General features: G+C 51.1%; 7 protein-coding genes. All 7 read left to right on the forward strand.

The annotated features are described in order from the left end of the window. Nucleotides 1-179 precede the first annotated feature (179 nt). The 7 genes from fba to glgX all read left to right on the forward strand — a co-directional run bounded on the left by fba (nt 180) and on the right by glgX (nt 13,914). The gene (gene fba / locus BIY37_RS05125) at nt 180-1,130 is read left to right on the forward strand and encodes a class II fructose-1,6-bisphosphate aldolase (protein WP_070066764.1); all 951 of its coding nucleotides are present in this window, start codon (nt 180-182) and stop codon (nt 1,128-1,130) included. 420 nt (nt 1,131-1,550) lie between these two features. Further along, nucleotides 1,551-2,585, forward strand: a complete 1,035-nt coding sequence (locus tag BIY37_RS05130) for an HlyD family secretion protein (protein ID WP_070066765.1) — start codon at nt 1,551-1,553, stop codon at nt 2,583-2,585. Then, nucleotides 2,585-4,225, forward strand: coding sequence for an efflux transporter outer membrane subunit (locus tag BIY37_RS05135; RefSeq protein ID WP_201789396.1), 1,641 nt, complete (start codon nt 2,585-2,587; stop codon nt 4,223-4,225). Before BIY37_RS05130 ends, BIY37_RS05135 begins: the two co-directional genes overlap by 1 nt. Nucleotides 4,226-4,555: 330 nt before the next feature. Beyond that, complete coding sequence (gene rbbA / locus BIY37_RS05140; protein ID WP_070066766.1) at nt 4,556-7,339, forward strand: ribosome-associated ATPase/putative transporter RbbA; 2,784 nt, start codon at nt 4,556-4,558, stop codon at nt 7,337-7,339. A 2-nt stretch (nt 7,340-7,341) separates the two neighbouring features. Further along, the gene (locus BIY37_RS05145; RefSeq protein ID WP_070066767.1) at nt 7,342-8,466 is read left to right on the forward strand and encodes an ABC transporter permease; all 1,125 of its coding nucleotides are present in this window, start codon (nt 7,342-7,344) and stop codon (nt 8,464-8,466) included. 859 nt (nt 8,467-9,325) lie between these two features. After that, on the forward strand, nt 9,326-11,839 hold the full coding sequence (locus tag BIY37_RS05150) for a glycogen/starch/alpha-glucan phosphorylase (RefSeq protein WP_070066768.1): 2,514 nt from the start codon (nt 9,326-9,328) through the stop codon (nt 11,837-11,839). Further along, nucleotides 11,836-13,914 carry a glycogen debranching protein GlgX gene (glgX, locus tag BIY37_RS05155; RefSeq protein ID WP_070066769.1) on the forward strand — a complete coding sequence of 693 codons (2,079 nt, stop codon included), beginning with the start codon at nt 11,836-11,838 and terminating at the stop codon, nt 13,912-13,914. The genes BIY37_RS05150 and glgX overlap by 4 nt, the downstream gene beginning before the upstream one ends. Nucleotides 13,915-14,021: the final 107 nt, after the last annotated feature.

The following is a 14,021-nucleotide window of genomic DNA, read 5'->3' on the forward strand; positions in this document are numbered from 1 at the left end:
CTCATTCATTATCTCCGCCAGCATTTGTCCAGTAGAAAATGTGGGTAAAGATAAGCTTTACTAAGGGGGATTTCGGAGTTCTCCCTTAGTAAAGGGAGTGAAGGGGGTTGTAAAAAACTTGCCAAAAAAGAAAAGATTTTACAGGGTAATCCTATAAAATTTAAAGGAAAGGAGTTTTTATGGCGCTTGTATCGACAAAGAAAATGTTTCAGATGGCCTATAAGAATGGCTATGCTATTGGCGCATTCAATGTCAACAATTTGGAGATTACTCAGGGCATCATGGCAGCCGTGAAGGAAGAAAAAGCGCCCGTTATTCTTCAGATTTCAAAGGGAGCGCGTGAATACGCCGGCATAAGTTATCTGAGGGCTATTATTGATGTCGCAGTAAAGGAAAATCCTGATATTCCAGTCTGCATGCATCTTGACCATGGCGACACCTTTGAGCTGTGCAAGCAGTGTGTTGATGACGGGTATACTTCCGTCATGATCGATGCCTCTCATTTCCCGTTTGAGGAGAATGTCAGGCTAACCAGGAAGGTCGTTGAGTATGCCCACGCCCGCGGGGTGGCCGTTGAGGCCGAATTAGGCCAGCTCGGTGGAATCGAAGAGCATGTTGTCGGCATAAGCGCCGATGATGTATTCAAGCACCTGACCGATCCCAATCAGGTTGTCGAGTTTGTTGAAAAGACCGGTTGTGATTCGCTTGCTATTGCCTGCGGCACGAGCCACGGCGCGTACAAGTTCAAATCAGAACCAAAACTCGCCTTTGACGTAATTGAGGCCGTTGGCAAAAAACTTCCCGGTTTTCCGCTGGTAATGCATGGGGCAAGCAGTGTACTGCCCGAGTTTAAGGAATTGATCAACAAGTATGGCGGCAAGATGCCTGATGCGATGGGTGTGCCTGAGAGCGCCATCTCCAGGGCGGCAAAAATGGCGGTCTGCAAGGTCAATATCGATACCGACCTGCGTATGGCGACGACTGCCAGCATACGGCGGGTTTTTGCGGAAAAACCCGGTGAGTTCGACCCTCGGAAGTATCTTGGGGCGGCCAGAGAGGCTATCAAAGATATGGTAAAGCATAAACTCTCCGTTTTGGGTTGTGCGGGAAAAGCCACCGAGTGCAGTTAAAAATCTTTTTATAGAAAGGTTTATTCTTCGCGAATTTACGAGCAAAAGATAATGGTGTTGCCGGTAGGCGTATTCGTGTCAGAAGCAAGGCCAGCGCCAGCGGATTGAGATGATACAGGAATGCCTTGTTTCTCTGAAATGAAGGAGTTTATGAAGATTTCTGTTGTTGGTGTTGCGGGCGGAAAAGTTCGTGGTTCGGCTTTTAACGGGCTTGTTATGGTTGCAAATGTTAACAGGGGAAAAATTGTTTGCTAAAGGTGTGGATTTTTGCTATATAGGTGCTGGCCGACAGGTCTTTGCAGCATGTTGTATGTCTTGAGAAAAAAATGCGGCATTATTCATGAAGAAACGCACGGAATTATAAATAAAAACAGTTCCTGAAAAGAAAAAAATGTACCAGGGAAATTAAAGGAGTCTCCTATGTCTAAAATTGTTTCCAAATATCATCTGATGTGGATCATTCCGGTAGTCGTTATCGCAGGCGGTGCGTTCTTCGGCTATCAGTATTGGAAGGCCAAGAGATTCGCGCTGCCGGAGGGAATTGCCTCGGGTAACGGCCGGATCGAGAGCAAGCTGGTCGATGTAGCCGCTAAGGAACCGCTGAGGGTCAAGGAAATCCTCGTCGACGAAGGTGACCGCGTCGAGCCAGGTCAGGTGCTGGTAAGACTGGACACCATCACGCTGGATGCCGAGCTGGCGACAGCCAAGGCAAACGTCGCCGCCACGCAGGAGCGCCTGGCGATTGCCAACGCCGGCATTGTCAGGCGGAAAAGTGAGATAGAACTTGCCAAGATTGAGGTCGAACGCACCCGAAAACTCGTTGAAGAACGCGCCGGCACGCAGCGGGAGTACGATGTCCGCAAAACGGCATTGGAAACAACCACGGCCTCACTTGCGGAAGAGGAAGCGAAACTGCAAACCGCTAAGCAGGAGGTCGAAGTCGCTCAGGCAAATGTAGCGACGATTCAGACCCGCATCGACGATGCAACGCTCAAGTCCCCAGTTCATGGCAGGGTGCTGTATCGCCTGGCCGAAGTTGGAGAGGTCCTGGCTCCTGGCGGGAAAGCGCTCACGTTGGTGAACTTGAAGGACATCTATATGGAAATATTCCTTCCCTCACAACAGGCAGCCAAATTAAAGATTGGCGCCGAAGGCCGGATTACCCTTGACCATGCTCCCGGCCTGGCAGTAGCCGGATACGTTAGCTTCGTGTCACCTGAGGCTCAATTCACTCCCAAACAGGTCGAAACAAGCAGTGAGCGTGAGAAGCTGATGTTCCGCGTCAAGATACAGGTACCTGAAGAACTGGCCGTCTCTTACATGGGTTACGTAAAGACAGGCGTCCGGGGTGTTGGTTACGTCAAGGTGGATGAATCCGCAGTCTGGCCGCACTGGCTGCAGAATCTCCTGTCGCCGCACTTAAAGACGACTGGAAACCCCAAGGAGGTGCCTTGATGTACTGCAGTCAGAACGATACAAAGCCAACGATGTACAGAGGACGTTGGGCCATTGCCGGCGCAGTTTCGCTGTTGTGCATGGTGCTGGCGCTGAGCGGATGTGCGATAGGTCCGGACTTTGTGAAACCGGAAGCCAAAATCCAGGAAAACTGGAGCGAAAAAGGTGACTCACGGGTAGCAACTCAGACTGCCGTTGACAGCCAGTGGTGGAAAGTCTTTAATGACCCGGCGTTCGATCAGCTTATCAAGCTTGCCTATCAGCAAAATCTGCCACTGCAGATTACTGGCCTGAGAATTCTGGAAGCCCGCGCCCGGGTGGGTATTGCCATCGGCCGTCAGTTTCCCCAGCAGCAGGAGGTCTTTGGAGGTGTAACCAAGGAGGGTATTAGTGAAAATGCGCCCAATAGTTCCTTTCGGGACCGAAATCTTTTGGATTATCAGGTGGGTTTTGATGCGGTCTGGGAATTGGATTTCTGGGGAAAGTTTCGACGGGATGTGCAGGCAGCCCACGCCAATTTAATTGCCACGGAGGCTGACTACGATGACGCCCTTGTCTCTCTCACCGCGGAAGTTGCCCGCACCTATACGGTGATTCGAACCTTTGATGTGCTCATTGACCTGACCCGGGAAAACGCCAAACTTCAGGAGGAGGGATTAAGAATTGCCGAGTCCCGTTTCCACGGTGGTGTCAACACAGAACTGGATGTAGCTCAGGCCCGCACATTGCTGGAAAGCACCCGCGCTTCCATACCTAAGCTGCAAAGCGGGCTGCGTCAGGCGCAAAATGCCATGAGTACCCTGCTGGGTCAACCGCCGGGCGCAATCCAGGCAGTATTGGATGGACACAAAGGAATTCCAGCGGCGCCTGCAGAAGTAGCCGTTAGCATACCGGCCGAATTGCTTCGGCGGCGCCCGGATATCCGCAGCGCCGAGCTTTCTGCCGCTGCACAGTGTGCCCGCATTGGCATTGCCAAAGCGGATCTCTATCCCAGATTTTCACTTTTTGGCGAGATAGGATTTCAAAGCAGCAGCCAGGGTGGGGTGCAGTCCAATCATGCGAGCTTTGATAATATCTTTGACGCAGCAAGTCTCTTCTATTCTTTTGGCCCCCAGGTGCAGTTTCCGCTTTTTAATTACGGTCGTATAGAGAACAACATACGCGTTCAGGATGCACGGTTTCAGCAATTGATCGTCAACTACAAAAACACCGTGCTCAGGGCTGCCCAGGAATCGGAAGACGCCCTGATTGGCTTTCTCAAAGCCCAGGAAGCCACAGCATTTACACAAAATTCCGTACAAGCCGCCCATCGCTCGGTGGATATAGCCCTGGTGCAATATCGGGAGGGCGTTGTGGACTATCTGCGCGTGTTGGATACACAGCGCGCTTTATTGCAGGAGGAAATTCGTTTGGCCGAGACGCGCTCATCCGTTGTCACGAATTTGATCGCTCTTTACAAGGCATTGGGCGGGGGTTGGGAGTTGCGCCAGGGTCAATCCGTTATATCAGAAAGTATGCAGGCAGAGATGCGAAAGCGGACGGACTGGGGCAGTTTGTTACCGCCGCCATCGCCGAAACCGGAAAATTTAAACCCGTTGCCGGCACGGGACGTGCCGGTTCTGAAAAAACCCTACTGGTAAAGAATTCCGCAACGATTCTGACGCTTCATCCTCTTTTTAATAGCTTGACGGAGGGAATAACAAGGTTCACAATCAGTGAATATTTAGATTGATAAAGAGGGTGGCACGGACAAACTCCGTTTGTCCGTGTTGAACTTGCACGATGTTGTTGGTGAAATATCCATTTTAAATTTTGGATAGACAAACCAAGGCTGATCATGGCAAGCACACGATATTTAGCAGTATTACAAAATATGGACAAGAACAGCTTGTCCGTGCCGCCCTGTCAGATTCTCGGGTATAATATAAAACCCAATCGTTGATACTTTTAAATAGGAGGATATCTGATCCATGGCGTCTCCCGCGTCTCAATCAACTAGCGCACCGGTGGTCTCCATTAAGGACGTTACCCATCGTTATGGAAGCGTTGCGGCGCTCAATGGCATTTCCCTCGACATTCCAGGCAGCCTCATGGTCGGCATTATCGGGCCTGATGGCGTCGGCAAATCCACGCTCATGGCTATCGTTGCCGGATCCAAGAAGCTGCAACAGGGAAACGTGACTGTCCTGGGCGGGGACATTGCTGATGCACAACATCGGGGCGACGTGTGTCCGCGGATTGCTTACATGCCTCAGGGGCTGGGCAAGAATCTTTACCTGGAACTCAGCGTTCATGAAAACGTCGACTTTATGGCAAGGCTCTTCGGACTCTCTGCCGCTGAGCGTCCGGTCCGCATCAAAGAACTGCTCGATGCCACCGGACTTGGCCCATTTCCCGAACGTCCTGCCGGCAAACTCTCAGGTGGAATGAAACAAAAGGTAGGACTTTGTGGCGCGCTGGTTCACGAACCGGACCTTCTCATCCTCGACGAACCCACTACCGGCGTTGATCCGCTCTCACGGCGACAATTCTGGTCGCTCATTGACGATATTCGCAAGGGTCGCCCCAGCATGAGCGTCGTCATTTCTACCGCTTACATGGACGAGGCGCAACGATGGGACTGGATCGTTGCTATGGACGCCGGACGGGTGCTGGCGACCGGCACGCCGGCTGACCTGATGAAACGAACGAACACCAGAGATCTGGAACAATGCTTCATCGCCCTGCTGCCGGAGGAGAAACGCACCGGCCATAAAGAGATAACCATCCCGCCGCGGGTGGACTCAAAATCGGAAATCGTCATCGAGGCCAAGGGCCTGACGCGCCGCTTTGGCAGTTTCACTGCGGTTGATCACGTCAGCCTGTCTATCGAACGTGGCGAGATCTTTGGCTTCCTGGGCTCCAACGGTTGCGGCAAGTCTACGACCATGAAGATGCTAACGGGATTGCTGCCTCCCACCGAAGGGACTGCGGCGCTCTTTGGCGGCCAGTCGATCGAAGCCGGAAGCATTGAGGTGAGGAATCACATCGGCTACATGACCCAGGCATTCTCGCTTTATGGAGAACTGACCGTGCGCCAGAACTTGGTGCTTGATGCGCGCCTGTATCACATTCCTCCCGATAAGGCCAAGGCCCGTATCGAGGAGCTGGTGGAGAAATTTGGTCTGGGTGCGCATATCGATTCGCTGGCTGAGGACCTGCCTCTGGGCATGCGTCAGCGTCTTTCTCTGGCGGTTGCCGTTCTGCACGAGCCGGAATTGCTGATTCTGGATGAGCCCACGTCGGGGGTTGACCCGGTGGCCAGGGACAGCTTCTGGGAACTCCTGATCGATCTTTCGCGGAAACAAGGCGTAACGATCTTCGTCACCACCCATTTCATGAATGAAGCGATGCGCTGTGACCGGATTTCGCTGATGCACGGAGGCAAAGTGCTGGCGTGCGACGCTCCGCAGAAGCTCATCAGCGAGCGCGGCACGGATACCCTTGAGGATGCCTTCATTGGCTACATGGAAGACGCCATTGGTGATGCTGCGGCAAAAGACGAAAGCAAGAACAAGACAATGGCCAGCACACCTCCGACCGAGAAGCCTGCGGCAAAGCAGACGTCTCTGGAACACCGTACCCGATGGTTCAGCCTCGTTCGCATGCTCGCTTACACGAACAATGAGGCTATGCAGATCCGCCGCGATCCGGTGCGTCTGGCCTTTGCCTTCATTGGGTCGGCATTGCTGATGATCGTTTTTGGCTTTGGAATTACCTCCGACGTCGAACACATTCGTTATGCCTCGCTCGACCTTGATCAGTCGCCGGAAAGCCGTCTGTATCTGGAACAGTTCGCGGGGTCTCAGCGCTACTTCAGTCTTAGGCCTCCAATCAGATCCGCCGAAGAGGCGCTGGAAAGGCTGCAATCGAATGACATCTCGCTGGTTGTTGAAGTTCCGCCGGATTTTGGAAGAGATTTCCGCAGAGGCTCTAAACCAGATGTCTCGGTGTCGGTGGATGGGGCAGACCCCTACCGTGGCGAGACAATCGTACAGTATGCGAAAGGAGTGCACAATACCTTGATGCACGACCCCGCCAGCGGATTGTCCGCAGGCCCCGACAAGTATACCGCCAATTACCAGACGCGTTTTATGTACAATCCCACGTTCGAAAGCATCTACTCGATCGTGCCGAGCGTCCCCTCCCTGCTGCTGGTGCTGATACCAGCGGTGCTCATGGCGGTCAGCATTGTGCGCGAAAAGGAGCTTGGCTCAATCATCAACTTCTATGTCACGCCAACAGGCAGGCTGGAGTACCTCATGGGAAAGCAACTCCCCTACATTGTGATCGGCATGATGAACTACTTTGTCCTGGCTGCTATGGCGCTCATCATCTTCGGTGTCCCCATCAAGGGGAGTTTTCTCATGCTGACGATGTGCACGCTACTGTATCTTATCGTAACAACCGGCATCGGCATGCTCATCTCGACGTTTACGAGCAGTCAGGTAGCGGCTGTCTTTGTCACGGCGATTCTAACCCTTTTACCGACTACCCAATTCTCGGGTTTGTTACAGCCGGTTTCGACACTTGAGGGCCGGGCCCGGTTCGTTGGCTCGATCTGGCCGACAACGTACTATATGCACGCCAGCGTGGGTGCGTACACCAAGGGGCTAGGACCTGATCTGCTGATGCATGACGTTATTTTTCTGGCCTGTTGCATCCCGATTCTCCTGGCGATAAGTGTTGTGAATATGAGAAAGCAGGAGAAATAGCGATGAAATCACTCCTGAACATCCTCTGGCTTGGACTCAAGGAAATTGTCAGCCTGCTCAGCGATATCGTCATGGTAATCTTCCTCTGCTATGCGTTCACCATGGCGATCTACGTCCAGGCGACGGGCACCTCGACTCAGGTCAACAACGCATCTATCGCCTTTGTGGACGAGGACGGTTCCGCCTTGTCCAAGGAGCTGTTCAATGCCTTCCTGCCGCCATATTTTCAGAACCCTCAGTATATTGAGGCCCGGGAGGTGGAAGATGCCATGGACCGGGGTGAATTTATGTTCGTGGTCGTGATCCCGACCATGTTTGAATCTGACCTTCGCGCCGGCCGGAATCCGGATATTCAGGTGAACGTAGATGCAACGGCAATGAAGCAGGCCGGTATTGGTGCGGACTATATTAAAAACATCATCAACCAGCGCCTGACAACTTTTCTCAAACGCACGGACGAGGAGACGCGCGAGCCTGTCAATCTGATCGTTCGCCGGTTGTTCAACCCGAACGGGATATCTTCCTGGTTTACCAGCATCGTGGCCATTATCAATCAGGTGACCCTGTTAACGGTCGTCCTGACGGGCGCAGCGGTAATCCGTGAACGCGAGCACGGGACGCTGGAACACCTGCTGGTGATGCCGCTTTCCGCGTTCGAAATCGCCATGGCGAAGGTATGGGCTAACGGCCTGATGATCCTCGTTGCGACGGGTTTTTCGCTCTTCCTGATCGTAAAGGCTGTGCTGCAGGTGCCGTTTGCCGGCTCGATTTCCCTGTGGTTCTGTGGAGTTGTGCTCTATCTGTTCTACACGACGGCGCTGGGGATATTCCTGGGCACGATTTCGCGATCCATGGCTCAGTTTGCGCTGCTGATCGTCCTGGTCGTTGTTCTGATGCAGCTTCTTTCGGGTGGCACAACACCCATCGAGAGCCAGCCCAAGTGGTTGCAATACATTACTTTTTTCCTGCCTACACGGCATTTCGTCAGCTTCTCGCAGGTGATCATCTATCGTGGCGGTGGCTTAAGTGCGGTGTGGCTGCAGTTCCTTATGGTAACGGCCATCGGTCTTGGGTTCTTTGCATATAGCCTGGTGCTCTTCCGGAAATCAATTGCGGTGACGAAGTAGATTCCAGATAATTCTTCGGAATATCATGATTTTCAAAATAAAATCCAGGAGTTCCTGAACCAGCAATGTAGGGGCAGGTTTCAAACCTGCCCCTACAAAACAACAGGATAGTTAAAGCGGCGAAAGGGTCTAACCCACTCCTAAACCCCGCCACGGACAAATACCGGTCATCTGGTAAGGTATCTGTTCAAGAACAAGGGATTTGAGGGTGATTCTGGATTCTTAACTTACCATGTATGGATCAGGGGTATATGAAGACCTGTCCTCTCAGAGCCTTTGTGCACCATAATTCTTCTTTTCTGGTTTTACCTTATCACAGTCCAGAATAGGATTATCATTGCAGCAAAACCACGTAAAAAATTTTTTTTGTAAATATTTTGCACTCCCTTTGTTTCGCCATGATAGACGATGTTTGGTTGTGCCTTGCCGCGCTATCTTATAATAATGACATCATTTCAGGAGTACTATTATATCCCGAATATACCGTGAGGATAACCCAAGCCTCTTGTGTCTTACTGCACGGGGAGAGAGGAGAAATCACCAGAGTTACGGATTTTTTAAAAAATTGTGTATTGCATCTAAACGAATAGGATTTACCAGAAATTTCCAGCGTTAGCTACCTCGCCTGCTCCGGCTACGGTGCTATCTCCGGTCACGGAGGGTAAAAAACATTGAAGGACGCTCTTTAAAATGGTAAATTGAACAATAGTGTACAGCCGCAAATAAGTCCCTCTTAGGAAAGGGGGTGAAGTGAATTGTCAAAGAACTTGCAAAAAAGAAAGGCTTTATGTGGTAATACGATATATTCATGCGGAAGGCTGTCTATGTGAAAATTTATCATTGATAAAAGAGGATATGCATGGCAAAACGATCAAAAAAGAGACGTGATTTATCGACAGTTACTATTGGGGAGAACACCAGGACCGGGACAAGTGTTGCCTCATTGAAACAGGCAATCCTTGATAATCTCTACTATATCCAGGGGCGAACGCCGGAACTTGCCACACCGAATGACTGGTACATGGCCGTAGCTTATACGGTTCGAGACAGGATGTTGAGTCGTTTTATCCGCTCACACAAAGGCATTCGGAGCTCTGAGATGAAAATTGTTAGCTACCTTTCGGCAGAATTCCTGGTGGGACCGCACCTGGGTAACAATCTCATGAATTTGGGGATTACCGGCCAGATGCGGGGAGCAGTGAAAGAACTTGACCTGGAGCTGGACGTTTTGCTTGAGAATGAGGCGGAACCTGGTCTTGGCAATGGCGGCCTTGGAAGGCTTGCCGCCTGCTACATGGATTCCCTCGCTTCGTTGAATGTGTCGGCGATCGGATATAGTAATCGGTATGAGTTTGGCGTCTTTAATCAGGAAATTCATGACGGACGGCAGATTGAAAAGACCGATAAGTGGCTTTCCCTTGGTAATCCCTGGGAGATCAGCAGGCCGGAGATCTTCTATGAGGTGAATGTCGGCGGGCAAACGGTGCACTATCTTGATGACAAGGGATGTTTCCGGGTTCGATGGATTCCACATCATGTGGTTAAGGGATTTGCTTATGACACTCCGATTCTGTCCTACCATAACGATAGGGTGAACATACTCAGGCTATGGAAATCGGAGGCTGTGGAATCCTTTGACTTTCAGGCATTCAACGATGGTGATTATTACAAGGCGGTGAATGAGAAGATCGTTTCCGAAACGGTAGGCAAGGTTCTTTATCCAAACGACGAACCTGAAACGGGAAAGACCCTTCGTCTTGTTCAACAGTATTTTTTTGTCTCCTGCTCACTTCAGGATATGATTCGCATTCACCTTATACGGGGAAAAGGCATTGAGACACTTCCCGAGAGCTTTGCCGTGCAGTTGAATGACACCCATCCCTCAATCGCCATAGCGGAACTCATGCGCCTCCTGGTGGATGAGCATCTGATGGATTGGGACAAGGCATGGCAGATAACCGGGAAAATGATGGCATATACCAACCATACCCTGCTGCCCGAAGCGCTCGAAAAATGGCCGCTGCCTCTGTTCAGCCGTACGCTCCCGCGTCATCTCGAAATCATCTATGAGATCAACCGCAGGTTTCTCAACGAAGTCCGCCTCAGAAATCCCGGAGATGGCGGTCTGGTTGCCCGTCTTTCGCTCATCGACGAGAGCGGCGAGAAGTACATCCGCATGGCGCATCTTGCTGCTGTGGGAAGTCATCGGATTAATGGAGTGTCAGCTTTGCATAGCAAACTTCTTATCGAAACCGTTCTGAAAGACCTGCACACTCTTTATCCTGACCGCTTCGTAAACGTGACGAATGGTGTAACCCCAAGACGCTGGATTGCCCTGAGTAATCCGGAACTCGCGGCTCTGATTACCAGGAGGATAGGTGACCGATGGATTAAAAATTTTGAAGACGAAATCAGGAAGATAGAGCCCCTGGCAGATGATGCGGAATTCCGGGAGGAATGGAGAAAGGTCAAGCGTAAAAATAAATCCAGATTAGCTGCGATCATACAGGAAAGAACCGGTGTTGTGACGAATCCTGATTCGCTCTTCGACATTCAGGTAAAACGGATTCATGAATATAAGCGGCAGCATCTGAACGTACTTAACATTATCACGTTGTACAACCGCATCAAGAAAGACCCGGGACGGGAGATTGTTCCCCGCACCTTTATCTTTGGAGGAAAGGCCGCACCCGGCTATTTTATGGCAAAGCTGATCATTAAGCTGATCAATTCCGTTGCCGAGGTGATAAACAAAGATCAGGATGTGGCAGGAAGGCTAAAGGTAGTCTTCTTCCCGAACTTCAATGTGAAGAATGCACAGCATATCTATCCTGCTGCGGAGCTTTCCGAGCAGATATCAACTGCAGGCAAAGAGGCCTCAGGCACCGGCAATATGAAATTCTCAATGAACGGCGCCCTCACTATTGGTACCCTTGACGGAGCAAACGTGGAGATCCGTGAGGAGGTTGGGCAGGAAAATTTCTTTCTCTTCGGTCTCACCGCTGACGAGGTGATCAATCAGAAGGTGAAGGGTTATCATCCCAGGAATTATTATGACTCAAACCCGCACCTTCGGGAGGTTATCGATCAGATCCGGTCAGGGCATTTCTCACGTGGTGATGCAGAACTCTTCAGACCTCTGGTGGAAAATCTCCTGAACCAGGACCCTTTCCTGCTCCTGGCTGATTATCAGTCATATGTCGATTGCCAGGATAGCGTGGGTTTGGCGTATCGCGACCAGGAGCGCTGGATGCGCATGTCAATTCTGAACGTGGCGCGAATGGGGAGGTTTTCGTCAGACCGGTCGATACGGGAATACTGCGATACTATCTGGGAGATTAAACCGGCTAAAGGAGGGGGGAAAGCGCCATGATCGACAGAACGAGAGGTAATAGTTATCCCCTCGGCGCAACGGTATTAGCGGGTGGCGTCAATTTTAGTGTCTTTTCGAAGAGCGCGACCTCTGTAGAGTTGCTGCTGTTTAACCATGCAGATGATAACCGCCCTTCCCGTTCAATCCTGCTGGATTCTCGGGAGAACAGGACATACCATTATTGGCATGTCTTTGTCCCGGATATCGGTCAGGGTCAGATCTACGGATATCGCGTCCACGGTCTCTATATGCCTGAGCGCGGCATGCGCTTCGATCCGAACAAGGTGCTGCTTGACCCTTACGGCAGGGCAGTTGTCATTCCTGAAAAATACAGCCGCGCCGCGGCAAGTCAGCCCGGCGACAATTGTGGCGTTGCGATGAAGAGCGTGGTAACCGACCCTCGCATGTATGATTGGGAAGGTGATCAGCCCCTGAAACAATCCTTTGTGCGTACGATCATTTATGAGATGCACGTTCGCGGATTCACGGCTCATCCGAATTCAGGTGTTTCTCCGGAAAAACGGGGCACTTACGCTGGCCTGATTGAAAAAATTCCTTACCTTAAGGACCTCGGTATTACTGCAGTTGAGTTGCTGCCGGTATATCACTACGACAATCAGGATGCACCAGCAGGGTTTAAGAACTACTGGGGATATTCACCCATCTCATTCTTTGCACCCCATCCTGCCTACAGTTCGGATAAAGACCCTTTGGGACCGATCGATGAGTTTCGTGATATGGTGAAGGCGCTCCACCGCGCCGGGATCGAAGTGATCCTTGATGTCGTGTATAATCATACGGCTGAGGGTAACCACGAAGGACCGACACTATCTTTCCGGGGGTTCGAAAATGATGCCTATTATATACTCGAATCCGACAAGCAATATTATAGTAACTATACAGGGTGCGGTAATACGCTCGATGCGGGCAGTTCCTACGTCCGACGCATGATCAGCGACAGCCTTCATTACTGGGTTCAGGAGATGCATATAGACGGTTTCCGTTTTGATCTCGCCTCGATCCTCTCCAGAGATGAAAATGGTCAGCCACTCGAGAATCCCCCGGTCCTCTGGGATATCGAGACAGATCCGGTATTGTCCGGCGTTAAGCTGATCGCCGAGGCATGGGATGCTGCCGGGCTTTATCAGGTGGGCAGCTTCATTGGAGATAGCTGGAAGGAGTGGAACGGAAAATTCAGGGATGACGTGCGAAGCTTTCTCAAGGGAGACAACGGCACGGTTTCAAAATTTGTATCCCGGTTGCTTGGCAGTCCTGATATTTATGGACATGAAGAGCGGGAACCCGAACAGAGTATCAATTTCGTAACATGCCATGACGGGTTTACCCTGAATGACCTTGTCTCTTACAATGAGAAACACAACGAGGCGAACGGAGAAGGAAACCGGGATGGTAACAATGACAACCTAAGCTGGAATTGCGGTATCGAAGGCCAGACGGACGATCCTCAGATCGGGCGACTCAGAAATCGTCAGGTGAAGAACTTTTTTGCAATTACCCTGCTCGCAGCGGGGGCGCCGATGCTTCTTATGGGGGACGAGGTCCGGAGAACACAACAAGGAAATAACAATGCCTACGGACAAGACAATGAGATCAGTTGGTTTGACTGGGGACTTGTTGAGAAACATGCCGACGTGTTCAGATTTGTCAGGCATCTTATCACTGCCCGCCTGCGCAGGGACGTTTCTTTGAAGGACCTTGGATTGTCTTTAAACCAGCTTCTTCAGCAGGCGAAAATAACCTGGCACGGTGTGAAGCTCAACCAACCCGACTGGGGAATAGACTCCCATGCTATCGCCCTGACCGTGAAGAGTATAAGAGGCAGCTTCATGTTCCATATAATGATTAATGCGTACTGGAAAGATATGGAATTCGAAGTCCCCCCCGTCTCCGGACTTGAATATGAGGGCTGGAGACAGTGGATCGATACTGCCCGTGAATCGCCGGAGGACATCCTTTCCTGGGATGAAACGGTTGCGGTCAGGGAAGCAGTATATCCCGTTCAGTCGCGCTCACTGGTAGTCCTTGTCTGTTGGCGCGCGGGACATAGGAAATGACAAACGTTTTCTTTTAGAGGGTATTCAGAAAAGGCTTGAATATCCTGAAGTAACTGTAGTGAGCATAACAAATAAGTATACATGCAAGTGTCATTGCGAGGACGACA

Origin of the sequence: Candidatus Brocadia sapporoensis (assembly GCF_001753675.2) — a bacterium.
Classification (GTDB): domain Bacteria; phylum Planctomycetota; class Brocadiia; order Brocadiales; family Brocadiaceae; genus Brocadia; species Brocadia sapporoensis.